Here is a 22,426-nt window from a genome sequence, read left to right on the forward strand (position 1 = left end):
TCGGCTCTCAATATTCTCCCATGTGTATAGTATAGAGAAATACGCAGTTTAAAAGCGTCTACGAAGAAAATCGGAATTTATGAATAGAAAGCCGGAGGAAAAGAGACGGCGCGGGTGGCCATGATGGTGTTGGGAGTAATGAAATGGGGGAGGAATTGATGTCTTCGACAAACCTTGTGTCTAAACTTTGCTTAGCAGCAGGCGTAAGTGCCTGCGCAATCGCGGCAAGTTCAGCACTGGCCGACAAAATGCCGGTTGAGCAGTCCATGTCCACATTGGAATATGATCTGCTGTCTCGCAGTGATTTGTGGACCTATCAGAAACTGAATGGTTATAGCGAAGCCCCGTTCCTGAGTGAACTGGTCAAAGCTGGCAAGTTGCCACCTGTTGGCGAGCGACTGCCAGCAGAGCCGCTGGTTATGTCAACCAAAGCCATGTCTGAGGGTATCGGCGTTTACGGCGGTGTGTTCCGTCATGTTATCGGCGGTCGTCCGGAAGGCTGGAACTGGCTCGCTGGTCAGCATCATGGCTGGGGCGGCATCAACATGGCCATTCAGGAATGTCTGGTACGCAACGGCCCGCTCTGGCAAGTAAAGGCAGAGGAGCAGTCCGGTCCGCTACCAAACCTAGCTAAAAGCTGGGAGTGGAGCGACGACAAAACCGAACTGACCATGCATCTGGTTGAAGGTATCAAATGGTCCGATGGTGATCCCTTTGATACAGAAGACATCCGCTTCTGGTGGGACGACAACGTTCAAAATGAAAATATTGCATCCCGTCTGCCAAAAGGTGGCCTTGGTGAGGGCACAACGCTGGAGGTGATTGATGCTTACACATTCAAGTTCACTTTCACCAAACCACAAGGCCCGGAAATTCTGAAATCTCTGGCCTATATTCAAGGTTGCCCCGGTCCCTCGCACACACTCAAAGCTAAACATCCAAAATACAACAAGGATGCCAGTTACGAAGACTACCGCAATGCAATGCCTGCGGACGCAGTTCCACCAGTTGTTCTGGGAGGCTGGGTGCCAGTGCGCCACAAGGCAGATGAACTGGTGATCTTGCGCCGTAATCCGTTCTATTGGAAAACCGATGAAGCTGGCAATCAGCTGCCATACCTGAACGAGATGCACTTCAAGTTGTCCACTTGGTCAGACCGCACAACGCAAGCTGTCGCCGGGACTGCTGATTTTTCTAACATGGAAAACCCGGGCAACTTCGTGGAAGCACTCAAGCAGACATTGTCTGCAGATGCACCGGTTAAAGCCAACTTTGGCCCACGTGTTCTCTCATGGCGTCTGGAACTGAACTTCTCTGAAACAAACGGTGTTCAGGATGAAGTGGACGCTGAACTCCGCAAGTTCTTCCGGCAAAAAGACTTCCGCGTTGCTCTCAGTCATGCGCTTGATCGTCAGGCGATCGGCCAGTCAGTCGCGCGTGGTCCGTTCATGTATCCATACTCCGGTGGCTTCTCCAGCGGATCTCCCTATTACGATTACGACAGCACCGTCTACTACCCGTATGATCTGGCAAAAGCCAACGCCATGCTGGATGCTTTGGGCCTCAAAGACACCGATGGCAACGGCATTCGCAACATGCCAGGTTCAGGGGCTGATCTGGAAATCGACATGATGACAGATCGCAGACAGGTCACTGAGAAAAAACAAGCAGATGCCATCATTCTGATGCTGGCAGAAGCAAGCATTCGTGTGTTGATCCGCAACGTAGATACAATTGATACAGCGTCGAAGAACGGCGACTTCAACATGTTGATACGCCGGAAAGAATGGGCGCTCCCAACTCGTGAAACCTGTTTCCATCTGCCAATCGCAAACAGCTGTCCTGACCGGCACCTTCCTGGTTCAGATGGTACGCGAAACCTGATGGATTTTGAAATCGAGATGGTCGATGCCTATCAGACCATTCTGTCCACCTGGGATGCGGTTGAAGCAGCTGATGCAGCCAAAACCATCCAGCGTCTGTGGACTGAGAATGCCTACACCATTGGCACCGTTCAGGCTCCTGCTGCGCTTCTCGTCAACAAACGCATCAGAAACGCGCATCCGGGCACACCCGTCAACATGTTTGAATGGGCAGAAGATGGTGTTGTGCGCGAGCGCCTCTGGACACCAAAGGATCAGCAGTTGAAAGAACTCCTCCCAGGAACGATCGCTGAATATTAAGGCAGGAAAGGCGGGTCAATTTTGGCCCGTCTTCCAACGCAATAAGCAATAAATGCTCAATAGCTGGGAGGGCTAGATAAATGGGCTTGTTACGCTTTTTAGCGCAACGTGCAGCTGCAACACTGGTCTTGTTGGTCGGGATCTCCATTGTTTCCTTCGCGATCATACAAGCTGTTCCAGGTGACTATGTTGACATGTGGATGGCGACAACAGCCGCCCAAACCGGACAGTCACGTGCAGTTTTGGAACCTCAGGCGGAAATTTTACGCACACAGTTAGGGCTGGATCAGCCCGTTGTCGTGCAATACTGGCGATGGATTGTCGGTATCGTCACCGCTGGCAACTTCGGAGACTCGTTTTTCTTCTCCAAGCCGGTCACAGAAGTCATCGGCTTGCGTCTGCCGCGCACACTCGCTCTGGCCTTCACTGCCATGGTGCTGGCTCAGTTCATTGGCGGTGCGCTTGGTGTTTATGCAGCCATGAACCAGTACAAGATCGGCGATACCGTTTCGACAATTGTTGCCTTCCTTGGCATTGTTATTCCGAAATTCGTTATCTCGCTGATAATTCTGTATTATCTCGCCTTCGTCTGGCACTCTCCTTACATCGGAGCACTGCAATCACCCGAGTATCTTCTGCAGGACCACTGGTCACTCGATAAGCTCTGGGATTTCTTCAAACACGTCTGGCCAATCTTGCTCATCTCCATCTGGGCCGGGCAGGCTTATACCTTGCGTATGATGCGCGGCAACCTGCTGGATGTGGTGAAATCTCAATACATCGAAACAGCTCGCGCCAAAGGCCTGTCTCGCGGTCGCATCATCTTGGTGCATGCCATCCCCAATGCGTTGCACCCTGTCATCATGAACATCGGCAGCCGCTTTGAGTATATGGTCAAAGGTGAGATTGAGATCGCAATCGTTCTGGGCGTTCCAACCATCGGCCCGCTGATCCTCTCCTCAGTCGCCGAGCGCGATATGTATGTGGTCGCTGCAATCTTCATGCTCGTTGCCACCATCATGGTTGTCGGAAATCTGGTTGCGGATTTGCTGCTCGCTCTCATCGATCCACGTGTCCGTCAAGCTGCTATGGAAGGAAATGCGTGATGACCCAGATCGACACCGACGCAATCGAACACGGCAGCGTAGACGCTCAGCAACTGGCAGAAGACCGGCCCTCTATTTCTTATTGGGGTCTCGTCGTTCGTCGCTTCATCCGTAACAAGTACGGCATGGTAGGTTTCATCGCCTGTATGCTGATCTTCCTGGCAGCGATCTTCGCTGGTTTCATCGCGCCGTATGGACCGCAAACTGCCAACCGGGCAGCGCTGTACTCACCACCGCAAACGCTTCACTTCTTCGCGCCTGATGGCGGCCTTACAACGCCGTATGTCACGGGCTTCAAAGAAGAAATGAACATGCAAACCTTTGAGATCACGTTTATTCCTGATTTTGATAAGATCTCGCATGTTGCTTTGTTCGTGGAAGGAGAACCCTGGCAGTTTCTGGGTCTCACCTTCACAACACATCTGTTTGGCACAACAGATGGCAGCAAGTTCCATATCCTCGGCACTGACAATCTGGGCCGTGACGTTTACTCACGCATGATCTTTGGCACACGCATCACACTGCTCATGGCGCTCATGGTGATGGGGGCCGCTTGCGTGATCGGGATCATTCTTGGAGTGAGTTCAGGATACTTCGGTGGCCTGTATGATCTTGTGGTTCAGCGAATGGTCGAGTTCATCAAGGCCTTCCCCGATCTCCCGCTTTATCTGGCTTTGGTCGCCTTGTTGCCGCGCCGTGCGGAGCCGGTCACGATCTTCATCATGTTTGCCTGCATCCTCGTCTTGCTCAGATGGGCAGATCTGTGCCGCGAACTGCGCGGGAAGGTCTTCTCCATGCGCAATCTGGAATATGTCCGCGCAGCAGAAGCCGTTGGAGCCTCAAGCAGCCGCATCATCAGTGCACATATCGTTCCCAACACATCTTCGCACATCATTGTCTGGGCAACCTACCAGCTGCCCGAGATCATTCTTTTGGAGAGTTTCCTGTCGTTTTTGGGCGTGGGCATTCAACAGCCGATGGTGTCCTGGGGCAGCATGCTCAACCAGGTCCTCGACTTCCAGTCGTTTAGCGCTGCGCCGTGGATGATGGCTCCAGTCGGCATGATCATCATTTCCGTACTCGCCTTCAACGCCGCAGGCGATGGCCTTCGTGATGCAATGGATCCCTACAGCAATGCCTAGTATCGACCAAACCCAACACAAAGACCTGCTCACCATCCGCGATGTGGCCGTCACCTTCAAAACGGTGACCGGAACAGTGGAAGCAGTGAAAGGGGTGAGCTATGCCGTGGCAAAAGGCGAGACATTGGCCATTGTCGGGGAGTCCGGTTCCGGCAAATCGGTCACCGCCCGCGCAATCATAGGCATGCTCGCCGAAAACGCGACACTGGCTCAAGGTTCCATGATCCGTTTCGAGGATCGAGACCTGACGACCATGAGTGAGTTGGAGCTGCAAAAGATCCGCGGCAATCGCATCTCAATGATCTTTCAGGAACCTCTGACAAGCCTCAATCCAGTGTACCGTATTGGGGATCAGATCATTGAGATGATCCGCTCACATCGCAAAATCTCCAAGGCTGCCGCTAAAAAAGAAACGCTCCGGCTGTTGGATGAGGTGAAGGTCCCAGACCCTGAAGCCAGATTCAGTCAATATCCGCATCAGCTTTCTGGCGGTCAGCGCCAGCGTGTCATGATCGCGATGGCACTGGCAAACGAGCCTGACCTGCTCATTGCAGATGAGCCAACCACTGCTCTTGACGTGACTGTCCAAGCTGAAATCCTAAAACTCATGCGAGAGCTGCAAGAGCGCCACCGCATGGCGATCATCCTCATCACACATGATCTGAATGTGGTGCGTCAGGTGAGTGACCGTGTCTGTGTGATGCGCGCAGGAAAGATTGTTGAAACCGGAAACACCAAAGAGGTCTTTGAGACACCATCCCATCCATACACCCGGCACTTGATTGAAAGTGAGCCGTCCGGTGTGCCAGATAAATTGGAGGAGGGCCTCTACGAGCTGTTGGATGCAGATAAGGTCCGTGTCACGTTCACCTCAAAACATGGTGGCTTGTTCAGGCGCAAAACCAAAGAGCTGGTGGCAGTCAACGACATCTCGCTCAACATCAGATCAGGCGAAACGCTTGGCATTGTTGGCGAGTCTGGTTCCGGAAAGTCCACATTGGGCATGTCCATCCTTCAGCTCTTAAAAGCAGATTCTGGCACTATCACCTTTGATGGAAACAGGATCGACAACCTCACCAGAAAAGAGCTGAAGCCTCTTAGAACCGATCTTCAGGTTGTGTTTCAGGACCCGTTTTCCTCGCTTAATCCCCGCATGGTTGTGGGGGAGATTGTGGGTGAGGGCCTTAAGGTCAACGGCATCGGGGCAAGTCATAAGGAACGGCAGGCCATGGTGGCTGAAGCGCTGGATGCTGTACAGATGCCACGCAGCACCATGGACCGCTTTCCCCATGAGTTCTCAGGTGGCCAGCGTCAGAGGATCGCAATTGCACGCTCCATCGTTTTAAAACCGAAATTCATACTGCTGGATGAACCTACCTCTGCATTGGACCTGTCCATTCAGGCGCAGATTATCGAGTTGCTGAAAGACCTGCGAGAGAAGCTGAAGCTGAGTTATCTCTTCATCAGTCATGATTTGAAAGTGGTGAAAACACTCTGTCACAACGTCATGGTGATGCAGCACGGAAACGTTGTCGAAGCTGGTAACACACTGGATGTTCTGCATCGGCCGCAGACAGAATACACACAACGTCTGGTCTCAGCGGCCTATCTGTAAGTGCTCATGATGGCGGCGATAACCGCCGCCATCAAGCTCTAGTGTGCAGCTTTCAGCCTTCTCAAGGCATACCAAAGCACACCAACCACCAGCGGCACAGATGCGGCCATACCAACAGCCGGATCAAGCGGGGAGCCAACAGCCTTGGCGCCTTTCAAAGCGTATCCGATCAGGCTGATGACGTAGTAAGAGATTGCTGCAATCGAAAGCCCTTCCACCGTCTGCTGCAATCGAAGTTGAAACTTCGCACGCTGATCCATCGACTTCAGTAAGTCTCGGTTCTGCCGTTCAAGCTCCACATCCACCCGGGCGCGCAACAGGCCGACAGCTCGCGTCAGCTTTCGCGAAAGGTTGGCTTGTCGCTCTTCAATAGCACGGCACGTCTGCATAGCTGGCGCGAGCCGCCGATTTAAAAACCGCCCGATCATGTCGTAACCAGAGACGTTGCTCTCCCCAAGAGTGTCCAGACGCCGCCCGACAATATCGGAATAGGCCCGTGTTGCCCCAAATCGGAAAAGGCTTTCCATCGCAGAAGCTTCCAGATCTGCCGCAAGAGAAGAAAGGTCTGCCAGCAGCTCCTCATTATGCGCCAGAGAATGTGCTTCTGCATCTCCTGAATTGCGCAGTTGAGCGGTTATGCCCACGAGTTCCTGCTCAATGCGGCTTACAACGATCTGCTGCTTCCGCGCTTCATAAAGCCCCAACAAAGAGAGTGTTCTGTAGGTCTCCAGTTCCAGAACACGCCGCACGGTTGCTCCCAGTTCCAACGGAGACAGCCCATGATCCAGCAGCAGAAACGAAACAATACCATCATCACCGGCTTTGAAGTCGGTGACCAGCGTCGCACGTCCTTCAATGATTTGGGAAACACTCAAGCTCGCAAGGTCAAACTTTTCAGACAGATCGCCAGCCTCCGGCTCAGCTGCGACTTTTATCGTTAACTGAACAGCTGCAATCAACTTCCCAGGAGGATCAAGCAGGCCCTTGGTAAAGAGAGTTATATCTTGTGTGCGGAAGCTAGAAGGAAGAGGCCGTTCCACGGCATAGGTAGAAAACTCGCTGTGTTGCTCCCAACGTAAAGAATAATCTTCGAAAGTCTGATGGAGATAGTGCTCTGAGGCCCTTGATGCCGGGTTTGTTTCCTCTGATGTAAACCTAAGCAGAGCTTGCTGTTCTGCTTGCTTCTTATCTTGGTCGACCATGAAGGCGTATTGCAGAATTTGCCATTCACCATGCATGGGAACGAAGGGACGGGCATGAACTTCCGCAAGAATGGCTTGGCGTAGTGGATGTTCCGGAAGTTGCTGCACAGCACATGCCTCTTCCAACATATCGTCAACCTTACCCAAAGCATGCCCCTCTTGGTCTTCAAGCCAGAAAGGCCAAGTGTGAAGCAGACAACTCTGCTGATCTACACAAAAATACGTATTGCGCCGGATTGTCGCAGCGGAAGCTTGGGCCATTGCAATCAAGAAGAAAAATAACTCGAATTCTTCCTGTTCAGCATATCGAACCCTAAGAATTGTAAAGTACACACTGCGCCCGAAACATCACCTTTTGAGGATTTGAAATGAAAACGCCACTTGTTGCGCTCCTGCTGGCCTGTTCCGCATCCTATGCTTGGGCAGAGTCTGATTTTCCTCAAAAAAACAACAGATGGTTTGAGGCTGCAGAGGCGGAAATTGAGAGCAAACTTGCTCAGCAGCCAATCACGAAACCGGCCAAAAACATCATTTTGATGATTGCAGATGGCAACGGAATTTCGACAAACTATGCAACGCGGATATTTCAAGGCCAGCAGAACGGATTGCTGGGTGAAGAAAATGTGTTGCCACAAGAAACATTTCCTCACAGCGCCTTGGTCAAAACCTACAATGTAAATGCGCAAACACCAGATTCCGCAGGCACCGGAACAGCATTCCATTCAGGCGTGAAGACCAAAGCCGGTGTCCTCGGGGTGGATGAAACATTGAATGTTGGCGACTGCTCAGCCGTTGAAAGCGCTAGTATCGCGAGCATTGCAGAAGTGATGGCCGCAGAAGGCAAGGCGGTCGGCATCATCTCAACGGCCAGCCTCACGGATGCAACACCAGCTTCAGCCTATGCCCACGTCGCCAATCGCAGGTTCGAGGATGACTCCGATCTACCTGAGGGATGCGATGTGCCGGACATCGCTGCACAGCTGATTGAGCAGGTCAAGAATGGCACTATTGACGTCGCCTTTGGGGGCGGGCAACGTCATATGCTGCCTGAAACCAGAAAAACCATCGAGGGCACCGCTGGCAATCGCAAAGATGGGCGCAACCTGATCGAAGAAGCCAAGGCGCTTGGCGTGTCTTACGCTTGGAATGAGGCCTCCTTCAATAACCTTGATCCCTCTGCTGACAAGCTGGTTCTTGGCGTTTTTGCAGCAGGTCATATGCAGTATGAGTATGATAGAAAAGACCAACCTTCTCTGGCTGATATGGTGAAATGGACCATTGAAGCACTTCAAGATAATGAAAACGGCTATTATCTCACGGTTGAAGGCGGTCGTGTCGATCACGCCAATCACGCCGGAAATCTCTATCGCGCCCTCACAGACGGTGTCGCATTTGCAGACGCTGTCGCCATGGCGAAAGAAATGACCAGCGATCAGGACACTCTGATCATCGTCACTGCGGACCATGCCCACACCTTGTCGTTCAACGGCTATTGCGGACGCGGTACGCCGATCAACGGGCTGTGCATGGGCATTGACAATAACGGCGTCAAACACACCAATGAAATGCACCTGATGCTGGATGGAAAACCATATTCCGTTGCCAGTTATCTGAACGGCCCCGGCTCAATCCTGACAGAAGAAAACAACTGGTTCGGCACGCGTTCAGTGTTGTCACAGGAAGAAGCAACAGATCCCGATTTCAAACAGCAATCCTTGCTTCCAACGCCCTCAGAAACCCATTCGGGGGAAGATGTTGCGGTTTATGCAAGAGGTCCATGGGCGCACTTGTTTGATGGCACAATCGAGCAGAATTACATCTTCAATGTCATGAACTACGCTGCAAACGCCAAAGACCGCTAGCGTGATAAAGAAGTGTTGTCGTGATGCTTGGTTGTATCATGTAAGCGGCGATCGATAACCTCAGCCTGAGCCCGCGGAATTTTATCGGGGGTTCAGACCAGTTTTGCCTCGAAATGCACACTGACCTGACGTAGGTTTCGGGCTCATTTGATAACTGTGAGTTCCGATGATTGAGTTCGAAAAGAATTTGGAAGCGGCGCTGAAAGCGCACGATCAGAGTGATGATGCAAGCCATGATCTGTACCATGCACGCCGCGTAAAACTGGCAGCGCTGGACATCGCTCAGCGTCGCGGTGAGGGCGATGAGGAGGTGCTGATTGCAGCTGCCTACTTACATGATCTGGTCAATGTTCCCAAGAATTCACCGGATCGTGCAAAGGCTTCCAAGCTGTCAGCTGACGCGGCTGAACCGATCCTGATTGTGCTGGGTGTTTCTGCAGCAAAAATCGAGAAGATCAAGCATGCCATTGAGGCACATAGCTTTTCAGCTGAAATCGAGCCGCAAACGATTGAGGCCAAGATCCTTCAGGACGCAGATCGTCTGGAATCCCTCGGCGCAATCGGCATTGCCCGCACTTTCTATATCGCCAAAACCATGAACTCCAACCTGTTCCATGGTGGCGACCTTTTCGCCAGCGAACGCGACCTCGACGACAAGACATTCGGCGTCGATCATTTCGCGCTCAAACTGCTCAAACTGCACAAAACCATGCAGACCAAGGAAGGCCGTGAAGTCGCGCGCGAACGCACCGACTACATGATAGGCTTCCTGAAGCAACTGGCCTTAGAAACAGGTTTTACCTATCCGGAAGGCGATGACCTCTGGATCGAAGAGGAAGCACCGAAAGTCGCGTCCTGAGAACTCAGTCCTGATAGGATTTGAGAGCTGGGAATGTGATGTCCGGATCCTGGATGGTCTGCTCAAACGGGCCGTCCGGGTGCAACATCGTCTTCAGCAGATTTGCTCCCAGCAAAGCACCGGCCTGCCGAATATCCTCGCTGATATTGTCGATCTGTGAATCAATCTGATGCAGCGTTTGTGAACTTGATTTCACAACCGCATCAAAATCCCGCCCACGCTCTTTGCCTGCCTGCCGATACCCGTTCGCGATCGCAAGGAAAGAAGTCTCACCAGGGCAGATAAATCCATCCGGTGCATCGCTTGTCCCGGCAATCGTCTGCGCCCATTCAAAGATCTCAGGCATATCTGAATCAAGGTTGATGCCCTCAGGAATGTAGCACTGCAAACCTTCTTGCCGAATAGCCCGCATATACCCGTAATTCAGATGCTGATGGAACGTAAAATGGTTGGGCGGTAGAATAACGCAAATCCTACGCCGCCCTTTTTGCATCAATCGCAAGACAGATTCGTAAGCGAACTTCTCGTTGTCATAATCCACATATGAGTGTTGATAGCCGAATTCAGTTCGCCCATGTGTGGTGAACGGAAAGCTGCGCTCTCTCAAAAAACGTACCCGCTCATCAAAAGGTCGCGTCCGCGAAAAGATGATTCCGTCAGCCAGTTTGTTGCGCACAATGTACTCAACAGGCTCAATCGGATCACCACCAAGGAACTGCGGTGTCACATTAAGATGGTAGTCAGTCCCGGCCAATGCATGAGCCACACCTGTGATCAGCGAGTTCCCAAACCCCAGAATCTCGTTATGGGGGTCAAGAATCAGTGAGATTACTTTAGTCTTTCCGGTGCGTAATCTTTGCGCAGCACGGTCCGGAACATAGCCGATTTCTTCAGCAACTTTACTTACGCGCAGCCGGGTTGCCTGTGCAATCTTTTCATCACCCTGAAGTGCCCGCGAGACAGTTGTCACCGCAAGGCCGGTGATCTCCGCAATTGTCTTCTGCGTAGGTTTCGAGGTGGTATGAGTGGAGGAATTTGGCGGTTTTTGTGTCGACATGTGAAGCCAGTTACCTCCCGTAAATCAGTTAGATCTTCGTTATAACGATACAACAAAATAGGTGAGTATCATTTGATACAAAAAAGATCATTCAAGTCAATGGGTTCACTTTTTGCATTGACAGATCCGATATTTGTAACGTTATAAGTACTATGTTAGTCGTATTTTTGTGTAGAAATTTTAAGTTGTGATCGGGAGGCAACACATGCACAAACTACTAGTAAAAACCACATCGGCTCTGGCTCTGTTGGCAGCAACAGCTGCTCCATCTTTGGCAGCAGACGTGGAAGTCCTGCATTGGTGGACAGCAGGCGGTGAGGCAGCTGCGCTTAACGTTCTGAAGCAGGATCTGGAAACTCAGGGCATTGGCTGGGCAGATATGCCTGTTGCTGGTGGCGGCGGCGAAAGCGCAATGACTGTTTTGCGTGCACGCGTAACCGCTGGTAACGCACCAACAGCCGTTCAGATGCTTGGGTTCGACATTCAGGACTGGGCAAAAGAAGGCGCTCTGGCAGACCTCAACGCTGTTGCAGCTAAAGAAGGCTGGGACGAAGTTGTACCTGCAGCACTTCAGCGCTTTGCAAAGTACGATGGCAAGTGGATTGCTGCACCAGTAAACGTGCACTCCACCAACTGGGTATGGGCAAACAAAGCAGTTCTGGATGCAAACGGCATCGCAACTCCAACCACTTGGGAAGAGTTCACAGCAGCGCTTGAGAAGCTGAAAGCAGCAGGCGTAACGCCGCTCGCACACGGCGGTCAGGCTTGGCAGGATGCAACTCTGTTTGATGCAATCGTCATGGCCACTGGTGGCGCAGACTTCTACAAAGCTGCCTTCATTGATCTGGACGAAGCTGCTCTTGGTTCCGACACCATGAAGGAAGCGTTTGATCGCATGTCTGTTCTGCGTGCAAACGTAGACGACAACTTCTCTGGTCGTGATTGGAACCTTGCAACTGCAATGGTCATCAACGGTGAAGCTGGCTTCCAGATGATGGGTGACTGGGCAAAAGGTGAGTTCCTCGGTGCTGGCAAAAAGCCAGGCGAAGACTTCCTCTGCTTCCGTTTCCCTGGCACTCAGGACAAGGTAACCTTCAACGCTGACCAGTTCGCTATGTTCGATCAGGGTGGTGAAGTGTCTAAAGAGCAGGCTGCCCTTGCAAGCGCAATCCTGTCTCCTGCCTTCCAGTCTGCATTCAACGTGGTGAAGGGCTCCGTTCCTGCACGCACAGACGTTTCCGACGAAGCGTTTGATGCATGTGCAAAACAGGGCATGAAAGATCTGGCTGCAGCTGCTGCAAGCGGCAACCTTTATGGTTCCATGGCGCACGGTCACTCTGCACCAGCATCTGTTAAAAACGCCATTTATGACGTTGTAACAGCACACTTCAACGGTGAGTTCGATTCCGCTACCGCTGTTGATGAGCTGGTAGACGCTGTCTCCATCGCTAAGTAATTTTAAGTGGGGCCGACGATGTGTTGGCCCCATTTTTCCCAAAACAACATAGAATCTGGGGGCAGGGATCATGGTCGATCAGACCAACTCATCCGTTGCCATGGCCGCTGAATATGCGACGCCAACGGCAGTAAAACCGGACCTGCGGACAAGACTCCAAAATCTCATTCCCAAACTGGTGTTATCACCCTCGTTGGCTTTGATCTTGGTCTTTGTCTATGGATTTATCATTTTCTCCGTATACCTTTCCTTCACAGGAAGCCGTATTCTGCCAGTCTATGACTGGGTCGGACTGGAGAATTATGAAAAGCTGTTCCGGCTACGGCATTGGTCCATTGCCATCAAAAACCTTGGCATTTTTGCAGGTTTGTATATCGCAGTCTGCACAGCTATCGGCTTGGGTCTTGCGATTCTTCTGGACCAGAAGATCCGCGGAGAAGGCTTCTTGCGTCCAATCTTCCTGTATCCGATGGCACTCAGCTTCATCGTAACGGGAACAGCATGGAAGTGGTTTCTCGATCCGGGCATCGGCCTTGAGCACACAATGCACTTGTGGGGCTGGGAGAGCTTCGAGTTTAACTGGATCAAGGACCGTAACTTCGCCATCTACACGGTTGTGATTGCAGCTGTCTGGCAAACAAGTGGCTTTGTTATGGCCATGTTCCTGGCCGGACTGCGTGGCATCGATAACGAAATCCTGAAGGCCGCACAAATCGACGGGGCATCCAACTGGAACATGTATCGCCGGATCATTATCCCGCAACTGCGTCCAGCCTTCCTGTCAGCTTTCGTGATCCTGTCTCACCTTGCCATTAAGTCCTACGATCTTGTCGTGGCACTGACGGGTGGTGGACCGGGCAGAGCGACGGAAGTACCGGCGACCTTCATGTATTCCTACACCTTTACCCGCAACCAGATGGGCATTGGCGCCAGCTCCGCTGTTATCATGCTTATGACCATCGCTGCGATTATGGTGCCTTACCTTTATGCCGAACTGCGGGAGAAAAAATAATGTCCGTAGCCTCGACAGATAATGCCATCAGCACAGGGCGCATCACCCGTGCATTCATTTACCTGATGCTGATCCTGTTCGCGACATTCTACCTGCTGCCGTTTGGCATTATGGTTCTCAACTCCGTTAAGCCTCTTTCAGAGATCACTGGCGGAAACATGATGTCACTGCCTCAGGTCTTCACGCTGGAACCCTGGTTCAAAGCCTGGAACAGCGCGCAAATCGGCGTAGAACCGACAGGTCTGAAGCCGTACTTCTGGAACTCCCTCAAAATGGTGTTTCCGGCAGTTACGATCTCAACCGTTCTGGGTGCTTTGAACGGTTACGTGCTGACCAAGTGGCGCTTTAAGGGTGATACCATTCTGTTCGGTTTGATGCTGTTTGCCTGCTTCATTCCATTCCAGATCGTTTTGATCCCAATGGCGCGTGTGCTTGGCTTCCTCGGCATTGCAGGGTCAACGCCGGGTCTGGTGCTGGTGCATGTGGTTTACGGCCTCGGCTTCACCACGCTGTACTTCAGGAACTACTATCAGGTGTTCCCGACAGAGCTGATCCGCGCAGCTCAGATTGATGGGGCAGGGTTCTTCCGCATCTTCTGGCGCATTATGCTGCCAAGTTCCGGTCCAATCATTGTTGTCTCTGTCATCTGGCAGTTCACCAACATCTGGAACGACTTCCTGTTCGGTGCCTCGTTTGCTGATCTGGACAGCCAGCCAATGACGGTTGCGCTGAACAACCTCGTCAGTTCGTCAACGGGCGTCAAAGAATATAACGTTCATTTTGCCGGAGCGATCCTCGCCGCATTGCCGACACTGCTCGTGTACATCGTGGCTGGCCGCTACTTCGTAAGAGGCCTGATGGCCGGATCGGTGAAGGGATAAGACCTATGAGCTTTCTGAAAATCAACAATGCGACCAAGTCTTACGGCTCAACCAAGGTGCTTCACAACATCGATATCGACGTGCAGGAAGGGGAATTCCTCGTGCTCGTCGGGCCGTCCGGTTGCGGAAAATCCACTCTGCTCAACATGATTGCTGGTCTGGAGGATATCACCTCCGGCACCATCGCCATCAAAGGGCAGACCATGAACGGGGTTCACCCGTCCAAGCGTAACATCGCAATGGTGTTCCAGTCCTATGCTTTGTACCCGAACATGACGGTCGGTCAGAACATCACGTTCGGTCTGGAAATGCATGGTGTTGCCAAGCCAGCGCGCGAAAAGGCAATGAGCGACGTTGCCGAGATGCTGCAGATCAAACCGCTGTTGGGCCGTAAGCCGGGCCAGCTCTCCGGCGGTCAGCGCCAGCGTGTGGCCATGGGCCGTGCATTGGTGCGTGATCCGGATGTGTTCCTGTTTGATGAGCCACTCTCCAACCTTGATGCGAAACTGCGCGTTGATATGCGCACGGAGATCAAGAAACTGCACCAAAAGCTTGGAACAACCATTGTTTACGTGACACACGATCAGATTGAGGCAATGACGCTGTCCACGCGCATTGCTGTCATGAACGGTGGGTACGTACAGCAGTTGGGTACGCCAAAAGAGATCTATGACAACCCGGCAAACCTGTTTGTCGCCAGCTTCATGGGCTCTCCAAGCATGAACCTTGTTCCAGCTAAGGTTGTTGCTAGTGGTGATGGCATCTTCGCCCAGCTTCCAACGGGCCTCAGTGATCAGGTGAACCTCAAGTTCTCCAATCCGACCGAAGCTTTGAAAGGTTTTGATCAGAAGGAAATCGTGCTGGGCATCCGTCCAGAAGCGATCACCGACCCTGAAGGGGCTGACCGCAAGGCAAACCACATCGAGCAGATCACAAACCGCGTCATCGTAACGGAGCCAGCTGGTTCTGATACCTACGTGATGTCATCTCTCGGCGGCAAAGACTGCAATGCACGCATGCGTGCGGATGCACAGGTCGTTGCCGGGCAGGACGTGCCATTCGCGATCAATATGGACAAAGCCATCCCGTTTGATCCTTCCTCAGAAATGCGCATCGCGTAAGTCTCAGGAATGCAGAATTCTGAAAGCCGGGGTGGAAACACTCCGGCTTTTTTGCATCAGCGTTCCAGCTCTGCAATCTTCTCATTCATCAGAGCGTGCCATTCAGGCTGGGTGACCTCAACAATCTCATAGTTCCCCATGGCGACACTGCAAAAGATCACATCTACCGGCAGGACCCGCAGGTTTTTCAGTGAGGTGACGAGCTCTTGCTTGTTGCCGCCATCACTGGACATGACCAGTGTTTTGAAACGGCCATTGTCCAGATAGATCGTGTCACCGGTAAACAGATAATTCTTGCCAGTGGGTGAGGGGTAATAGAAGCACAGGTTGTTGTCCGTATGCCCCGGAGTGTAAATCGCCTGAATTCCGTCAGAGCCCACAAATGGCCCTGAACCCCTTAAAAGTAAATCTGGCTGGACATCACCACTAAAGAACTTCTGAATGTTTTCATGTCCGATCAGCGTTGCACCAAGAACGAACTTCAGCTCGCTCAAACCCTCAGTGATCTCGTGATTGTGCGTGAGATAATGCTCATTGACTCCACCTAACGCGCGCAACTGCGCCGCCTCATCCAAATTCTCAAAGGCTGTGATTAGGATGTTTCTGGCTGGCGTTTTTAAAAAATATGCATGCGAGAGGAGCGTTCCGAACCGCTTTTCGAGCGGGACTTGCCACAGGTCCGCGTAAATCTTGTTCATCTGCCATTCCTTATTGGGCCTTGATTACTGTCATGATCTCTTCTAATTCCTCAAGTAATGTTGAGGTCAAGGCGAAAAATAGAGGAATGACAATGGTCTCCTTGCAAGGGTTAACCGTCGGGCAGGTTGCAGAGCGCAGTGGCATTGCAGTCTCTGCTGTTCACTTCTATGAAGAAAAGGGGCTCATCAGCTCCTGGCGCAACAACGCAAACCATAGAAGATACTCCGCAGCCGTCCTGCGTAAGATCGCTGTGATCAAGGCCGCGCAAAAGCTGGGCGTGTCTCTTAAGGAAATCAAAGCGGCCATGGATCAACTGCCCAACGAGAAGAAGATCTCGGCAGCGGATTGGGCCAAACTCTCCACGTGGTGGCAGCAGGATCTGGACAACCGCATTGCAGAGCTTCAGGACCTGAGAGCGGGCCTTAACGAATGCATCGGCTGCGGTTGCCTCTCCCTGACAGACTGCCACCTGTTGAACCCGGAAGACAAACTCAGCAGTGATGGAGCAGGCGCCCACTTGCTTGGGTGGCGTCGGAAAATGCCAGCAGAAGAACACTGACTCAGCGGCATCAATCACCTGCAGTCATGACCTGAATCTGATTCAGAACTTTAACTGCACGCAATTACAGCAGAGCAGTTCCCACACTCATCCCACCACAGACAAACAGCGTTTGTCCGGTGATGAAGCTGGACTTCGGGTCCGCAAAGAAAAGGAAGGCATTGGTGATGTCTTCTACCCTGCCAATGCGCCCAACAGGAATGCCATCTGCCAGTTTCTGCTCTTGCTCACTGCCCTTGGGAATGATGCCCCAGAAATTATCTGTCTTCACCGGGCCAGGCGCCACCACATTCACCGTAATCTGATGCTGCGCCAGCTCCAGCGCCCACGTCCGCGCCATCCCGATCATTCCAGCCTTAGATGCACTGTAGGCCGTCCGTGTCTTCGCTCCCAATGCAGCACGGGAGCCGTTAAACAACACCCGTCCGAACTGCTTCGCCTTCATGCTCGGCAAGAAGGCTTTGAGCAGCGTCAGCGCTGATCCCAGATGAAGCTGGGCAAGTCCGGCAATATCGTCAGCCTCGGCATCCTCAATCAAATTGGGGAAGATAAGCCCCGCATTGTGAATGAGATGCGTCACCTCATGCTCAGCTGCAATCGCCTCAGCAGCAGCGCTCACTTGCGCCTGATCCAGCAAGTCCGCCTGATGGAAATGCAGTTTGGGATGAGTGAACTCCGGTTCCCGGCGAGAAAGGCAAATGACCGTGTAACCAGCCTCTAGCATTTCCTTGGCAAGCGCAGCCCCAATGCCCTTGTTGCCGCCTGTAATGACCGCTGTGAATTTACCAGACATCAACGGCCTCCCTTCGGCACTAGTGCCAGAACGCGCAGAGGACTACCTGTCCCGTTTTTGATCTTCAACGGTGCACATAAGATCATGGCACCCGTGGCGGGCAACTGGTCTAGATTACACATGCATTGCAATCCATACTTGCCAGCCCCATGCAGATAAAAATGTGCCGGATAGGGCGGCGTATAATGCACACCTTGGCCCGCATCTGTCCCCACAGTCTCTGTCCCAAACCCGCGAATGCCGCGCTCCTCAATCAGAAACCGAATTGCGTCCGGTGTCGGTCCGGGTGAATGTGGCCCGTCATCGCGCATATTCAGATAAGCCGCACCACGGCGCTTGCTCCAGTCTGTGCGCATAAACACCCAGCTGTCCGCCGGAATCCGCCCATGTTCAGCTTCCCACCGGGCAATGATCTCCGGTGTCAGCTCAAAGTCATCATCCTGTGCAGACCCTTCAGAACAATCAATCACCACCACTGGCCCGACAAAGTGTTCAGGGGGAATGGAGTCCACCGTGTTGTTGGGTAAATCCCTGCCGGAAATCCAATGGATCGGCGCATCAAAGTGTGTGCCTGTGTGTTCAGAGCAAGTGAAGGTGTTCCACTTCCATGCAGGACCGCGATGATCATAGGCGGAGATCTCTTCCATGCGAAAGCGCGCGCACTGGCCAAACTCGGGGGGTAGCACGATCACGGGAAAATCCGGATCAAGCGTATGCGTCAGGTCCACCACTTCCACATCACCGGAAAGCAAAGCAGAGCTCAGCAGCTCAACCGGGTTCACCAGTTTTTCTTTCAAGGCTTCCATGGTCACAGTGCCTCCAGACTTGTCATTTCTTTTTCAAGCACCTTCGGGCTCTCCATGAACTTGCGCCGGATGTCCTTGGCAATGTCACCCACATACACATCCTCCAACCCTGCTTGCAGAGCTTTCACCAGCTCCCGCGCCAACGCACCCGCAGGCACCTTGGGTGGTGGCAAAGGCTGATGCCATTCATCCTCAGTCGGCCCGCAATAAACATTCACCACCCGCACACCAGAAGCCGCCATCTCCGCCCGCAAACATTGTGAGAGTGAATGCGCGGCTGCATTGGAGGCTGAAAAGCTGCCAAAGCCGGGGTTGCTCACCAGCGAGTAGACGGAGAGCACGTTCACCCACGCCACAGCACTGTTCACCCCATCCGCACTGCGTCCGGCCATGGCAGGGGCAAAGGCCTGCGCAAGCCGCATCATGCCGAAATAGTTGATCTGCATCTCATCCATAGCAAAGCCCACGTCCCCACGACCCTGAATACCACCGGGCCGCACAAAGCGGGCATTGTTGATCAAAATATCGACCTTGCCACCAAACTCGCCTGCAAGTTCCTGAACGGAGGAAGTGTCAGTCACATCTAAAGAAACCAGCTCAACACCTTGAAGAGACTCAAGTTTGGCGCGGTCAGGGTAGGGGCGCCAACTCTCAGCCTCTCCAACAAACACAGCAGAAGCTCCAGCCTCCAGCAGGCTCTTTGCCAGCGCATACGCATTCGGATTGCGTGCATCTGTGATCAGAATGCGTCGGAACTTCGGATCGCACGTCAATTCACGAAGCTGCATATCATCCTCCTGCAATTGAGCTTTTTCCATGGGCAAGGCAAGCAAAACACTTTGTCCGGATTTATCGAGCCGATTAATCAGCTGCACCTCATCCCCCACCGCCACCTCACTGTGAAGGTGACACATAACGGAGGGGCCAATTTCCAGATGCACTGTCCCAAGCCGCCACGGTGTACGCTCACGGAAATACGTGTTGGTGCTCGTACGCACAGTAGACGTTGCAATCAGCTTTCCGCGCGACGACACATCCTGCCAAACGAGCCGATCAGACAGACAGGAACTGCAAGCATCCCGCGCAGGGTATTGAACAAACCCACAATCCGGCTCTGCGCAGACCTGCAGCATAAATCGCCCCTCAGCGGCAGCTGCGGCCATAAATAGTGCAGAACGGCTACGATAATGAGAAGGCAATGTGGGTACGCGGGTGCGTACCTGCGGGTTCTTTTTGGGTGGTTTTTGAAGCGGTGTGACCATCAACGCGCCCCTTCCAAAATCGCCGCACTGGTGCACACGCCGCGGTCGTAGTTGATCACCCCAAAGCCGGAAACCAAAGCCCGCCTGGCATTCGCCACCTGCGTCGCCCCAGCCGTACCCGTTACCTGTCTGATCGCTTCTACCAAACCGATAAACCCGCCAGCAGCTCCGGCCTGACCAGCTGAAAGCTGTCCGCCGGAGGTGTTGTGCGGAAAGTCACCGGAAACCGTTAGGTCCTTATCCGCAATAAACCGAGCCGCTTCACCTTTTGCGCAAAAGCCCAGGTCCTCCAGTTGCATCATTACGATGACCGGATAATCATCATAGGTCTGCAACAGATCAACGTTTTCCGGCCCATAGCCCGCCATCCCGTAAAGCTCATCAATATCCATCTCCCATCCGCCGCGCATCTGGATTGGATCTTCAGCAAAAGCATTGTGCCGCTCAATGGTCGCGCTGATATGCGCATGCGGAATCCCAGAGGCGACCGCATCTTCTTCGCGCATCACCAAAAAAGCTTCAGCACCAGCAACAGGCATCACGCAGTCAAACAGGGTAATCGGATCACTGATCTCACGCCCTGCCAGATAAGCCTCCATGGTCAGTGGCTTCTTCATCACCGCATTCTCATTACGCAACGCATTGTCCCGCTGAGAAACGCAGATCCGGCCAAAATCTTCGCGGCCCACGCCAAACTCACGCATGTAATAGTCAGTCAGCAGCGCAAAACAGGCATTCGGCCCGCCAGCGCCATAAGGGTAAGAGGCATCCTGCGCAAACCGTGAAAAGCTGGAGAGCATACGCCGGAAACTGTCCACGTGGTTGGTATCCCCCGCAACGCAAGCCACCACAGAGGCATCCCCGCATTGCACCGCCCGCGCAGCCCGGCGTAGCGCGCTTGGGCCACTGGCGCCGCCCTGCGGAATATGATCCAGCCAACGCGGAACCAATCCCAGATGCTGAGTCAGGCCAACAGCCGTATCAGGAAACAGCGAGAAACTGGCGACAGAAAACCCGTCAATATCGCGCGGTGCAAGACCGGCAGATTTGATCGATTGCCGCAGCGCCTTGGCAATCCACCAATGCGCAGTCTCGGTAGAGTAACGCTCATAGGGTGTGCTGGCAGGGGCTGCCACAACAACCCCGTCATACCCCATGCGTTTGCGTGGCTTGATCATGAAACCAGCTGCCTCCGCTTCAAATGGATGGTGTCGAACGCCTCTGATGTTTCAAGCAGTTCAAGTGCCATCTGCTTTTGGGCTGCCCGCTGGATCTTCTGCGTGCCGGTCAGTTTTAGCGAGCTGCAAAACGCGATGTAGCCGGGCACCTTGTAATAAGCCATGCGCTCCAGTCCCCAGCGCACAATCGCTTCTGCGGCGTCCTTCGTTTGTTCGCCGCGCCAGACGATAGAGGCAAACACCTCATCCCCGCGAATGGCATCTGGCACTGGACAAACAGCAACCGCCTCAATGTCCGGATGTTGCATGAGAACAGACTCCACATCCACCGCAGCAATGTTCTCGCCGCTGCGCCGGATCACGTTCTTCTTGCGATCCACGAAGAAGAAATCACCATCCTCATCCCGCTTTACGATATCACCCGTATGAAACCAGTGGTCCTCCCAGGCCTCATTGGTGGCCGCTTCATCCTTGAAGTAATGCGAAAAGAACCCGACACGCGGATCATCTCCCTTGCGCCGCACCAGCAACTCACCAGACTCGGTTCCCGTAACAGGCACACCGTCATCACTGATGATGCACACATCCATCTCAGGGCCGGGCTTACCAAGACAGTTCATGCCGCGCTTACGAGGCTCCTGATTGGCAGCAATCACAGATCCAGCGCCTGTTTCCGTCATGGCCCACGCTTCCACCAGAGGAATACCAAAGCGCTCCTCAAACGGAACATGCAACTTGGCATCAATACCCGCCCCAAAGCCAAAGCGAACAGAATGGGCTTTGTCTTCCAGCGCTTCTGGTAGGCTCATCAGGATCGATGGCATAACGCCCAGATAATGTAGGCAAGTCGCGCCACTATCCCGCACATTCTGCCACCAGGAACGCGGGTGGAACCGGTCCAGAACTGTCAGGCACCCGCCAACAGCAATCATCGCCATGGCAGAATATGCCATCGCATTCATATGGAAGATCGGCAGGGGAGTAATCATCCGCTCGCCATCCTCATTCAGCGCACACGTGCCGCCTGCATTGGCGTACCAATGCCCCGCTTCCAGAAAGTAGCGGTTAGCCAGCACACAGCCTTTCGGGCTCCCGGTGGTGCCAGAGGTGTAGAGCATCGCCGCAGGGTCTTCTTGCGCAGGCGAATAGATCTCATCTGAAGGCGTGCGCACAACGGGCAGCGCATCATCCAGTGTGGCACAGGCAAAGCCTTGCCCGCTGTCACGCGCTGCCTGTTCCATATCTGCTTTGCGCTCACGTGTTGAGATCGCTAGAACAGGCTCTGCATGTCTGCCGATGTATTCAAGCTCAGAGCTTTGCAGGTCAGGATTGATCGGAACAATCACCACACCAAGCGCATTCAGGGACAACCAGTGCAGAAAGAAGGCGGGACGATTTTCAAGCAGAACCAGAACACGGTCTCCAGCTTGAAGGCCAGCTTGCCGATAGCGCGCCACCGCACCCTGCGCCTGAACCAATGCTTCTGCGTAGAAGGTCTCTCCAGCCTCAATGCTGTAAAGCTCGGCAGTCTCAGGCAACGCATTCACAAACGGACGATCTGGCCACTTTTCAGCAGTGGCGCAAAATGCATCGAAAACAGATTTATGCTCAATCATTCAAACAACCTGTTTTC

At 53.1% G+C, this 22,426-nt stretch carries 19 protein-coding genes; 11 read left to right on the forward strand and 8 right to left on the reverse strand.

Annotated elements, in window-relative coordinates:
• Positions 1-158 precede the first annotated feature (158 nt).
• The 4 genes from PsAD13_RS14405 (at position 159) to PsAD13_RS14420 (ending at position 6,046) form a co-directional block, all read left to right on the forward strand.
• On the forward strand, positions 159-2,183 hold the full coding sequence (locus PsAD13_RS14405) for an ABC transporter substrate-binding protein (RefSeq protein ID WP_084404748.1): 2,025 nt from the start codon (positions 159-161) through the stop codon (positions 2,181-2,183).
• Positions 2,184-2,263: 80 nt separating this feature from the next.
• Complete coding sequence (locus tag PsAD13_RS14410; protein ID WP_063318591.1) at positions 2,264-3,289, forward strand: ABC transporter permease; 1,026 nt, start codon at positions 2,264-2,266, stop codon at positions 3,287-3,289.
• Positions 3,289-4,431, forward strand: coding sequence for an ABC transporter permease (locus tag PsAD13_RS14415; RefSeq protein ID WP_063318592.1), 1,143 nt, complete (start codon positions 3,289-3,291; stop codon positions 4,429-4,431). The genes PsAD13_RS14410 and PsAD13_RS14415 overlap by 1 nt, the downstream gene beginning before the upstream one ends.
• Positions 4,424-6,046, forward strand: coding sequence for an ABC transporter ATP-binding protein (locus tag PsAD13_RS14420; protein WP_063318593.1), 1,623 nt, complete (start codon positions 4,424-4,426; stop codon positions 6,044-6,046). Before PsAD13_RS14415 ends, PsAD13_RS14420 begins: the two co-directional genes overlap by 8 nt.
• A 38-nt stretch (positions 6,047-6,084) precedes the next feature.
• On the opposite strand, the gene PsAD13_RS14425 is transcribed toward PsAD13_RS14420, so the two are convergent.
• Positions 6,085-7,395, reverse strand: a complete 1,311-nt coding sequence (locus PsAD13_RS14425; RefSeq protein WP_063318915.1) for a DUF3422 domain-containing protein — start codon at positions 7,393-7,395, stop codon at positions 6,085-6,087.
• A 221-nt stretch (positions 7,396-7,616) separates the two neighbouring features.
• Here PsAD13_RS14425 and PsAD13_RS14430 point away from each other — a divergent pair, with 221 nt between their 5' ends.
• Positions 7,617-9,110 (forward strand): alkaline phosphatase, encoded by a 1,494-nt coding sequence (locus PsAD13_RS14430; protein ID WP_063318594.1) that lies wholly within the window; start codon positions 7,617-7,619, stop codon positions 9,108-9,110.
• Positions 9,111-9,276: 166 nt separating this feature from the next.
• Positions 9,277-9,969, forward strand: a complete 693-nt coding sequence (locus PsAD13_RS14435) for an HD domain-containing protein (protein WP_063318595.1) — start codon at positions 9,277-9,279, stop codon at positions 9,967-9,969.
• A gap of 4 nt (positions 9,970-9,973) precedes the next feature.
• Here the strand turns inward: PsAD13_RS14435 and PsAD13_RS14440 are convergent, their stop codons facing one another.
• Positions 9,974-11,026, reverse strand: coding sequence for a LacI family transcriptional regulator (locus tag PsAD13_RS14440; protein ID WP_063304810.1), 1,053 nt, complete (start codon positions 11,024-11,026; stop codon positions 9,974-9,976).
• Between the two features lie 205 nt (positions 11,027-11,231).
• Here PsAD13_RS14440 and PsAD13_RS14445 point away from each other — a divergent pair, with 205 nt between their 5' ends.
• The 4 genes from PsAD13_RS14445 (at position 11,232) to ugpC (ending at position 15,496) form a co-directional block, all read left to right on the forward strand.
• Positions 11,232-12,482, forward strand: a complete 1,251-nt coding sequence (locus tag PsAD13_RS14445; RefSeq protein WP_057465291.1) for an ABC transporter substrate-binding protein — start codon at positions 11,232-11,234, stop codon at positions 12,480-12,482.
• Positions 12,483-12,582: 100 nt separating this feature from the next.
• Positions 12,583-13,494, forward strand: a complete 912-nt coding sequence (locus PsAD13_RS14450; RefSeq protein WP_063318916.1) for a sugar ABC transporter permease — start codon at positions 12,583-12,585, stop codon at positions 13,492-13,494.
• Complete coding sequence (locus PsAD13_RS14455; RefSeq protein WP_057465290.1) at positions 13,494-14,375, forward strand: carbohydrate ABC transporter permease; 882 nt, start codon at positions 13,494-13,496, stop codon at positions 14,373-14,375. Before PsAD13_RS14450 ends, PsAD13_RS14455 begins: the two co-directional genes overlap by 1 nt.
• A 5-nt stretch (positions 14,376-14,380) precedes the next feature.
• Complete coding sequence (ugpC, locus tag PsAD13_RS14460; protein WP_063288512.1) at positions 14,381-15,496, forward strand: sn-glycerol-3-phosphate ABC transporter ATP-binding protein UgpC; 1,116 nt, start codon at positions 14,381-14,383, stop codon at positions 15,494-15,496.
• A 56-nt stretch (positions 15,497-15,552) separates the two neighbouring features.
• On the opposite strand, the gene PsAD13_RS14465 is transcribed toward ugpC, so the two are convergent.
• A complete protein-coding gene (locus tag PsAD13_RS14465; protein ID WP_063318596.1) occupies positions 15,553-16,194 on the reverse strand; it encodes an MBL fold metallo-hydrolase in 642 nt (213 codons plus the stop codon).
• Positions 16,195-16,286: 92 nt separating this feature from the next.
• Between PsAD13_RS14465 and soxR the strand changes: the two genes are divergently transcribed.
• Entirely contained in the window at positions 16,287-16,754 is a 468-nt protein-coding gene (gene soxR / locus PsAD13_RS14470) for a redox-sensitive transcriptional activator SoxR (protein ID WP_063318917.1), read from the forward strand.
• A gap of 64 nt (positions 16,755-16,818) precedes the next feature.
• On the opposite strand, the gene PsAD13_RS14475 is transcribed toward soxR, so the two are convergent.
• Genes PsAD13_RS14475 through PsAD13_RS14495 form a run of 5 tightly spaced genes read right to left on the reverse strand, consistent with a single transcriptional unit; the run spans position 16,819 to position 22,409 of the window.
• Positions 16,819-17,547 (reverse strand): SDR family oxidoreductase, encoded by a 729-nt coding sequence (locus PsAD13_RS14475; protein ID WP_063318597.1) that lies wholly within the window; start codon positions 17,545-17,547, stop codon positions 16,819-16,821.
• On the reverse strand, positions 17,547-18,353 hold the full coding sequence (locus tag PsAD13_RS14480; protein WP_063318598.1) for a cyclase family protein: 807 nt from the start codon (positions 18,351-18,353) through the stop codon (positions 17,547-17,549). Before PsAD13_RS14480 ends, PsAD13_RS14475 begins: the two co-directional genes overlap by 1 nt.
• A 2-nt stretch (positions 18,354-18,355) precedes the next feature.
• Entirely contained in the window at positions 18,356-19,615 is a 1,260-nt protein-coding gene (locus PsAD13_RS14485; RefSeq protein WP_063318599.1) for an SDR family NAD(P)-dependent oxidoreductase, read from the reverse strand.
• Positions 19,615-20,793, reverse strand: coding sequence for a thiolase family protein (locus PsAD13_RS14490; protein ID WP_063318600.1), 1,179 nt, complete (start codon positions 20,791-20,793; stop codon positions 19,615-19,617). Before PsAD13_RS14490 ends, PsAD13_RS14485 begins: the two co-directional genes overlap by 1 nt.
• Complete coding sequence (locus PsAD13_RS14495; protein WP_063318601.1) at positions 20,790-22,409, reverse strand: AMP-binding protein; 1,620 nt, start codon at positions 22,407-22,409, stop codon at positions 20,790-20,792. Before PsAD13_RS14495 ends, PsAD13_RS14490 begins: the two co-directional genes overlap by 4 nt.
• Between the last annotated feature and the right edge of the window lie 17 nt (positions 22,410-22,426).

It is taken from the genome of Pseudovibrio sp. Ad13 (assembly GCF_001623225.1).
Lineage (GTDB): Bacteria > Pseudomonadota > Alphaproteobacteria > Rhizobiales > Stappiaceae > Pseudovibrio.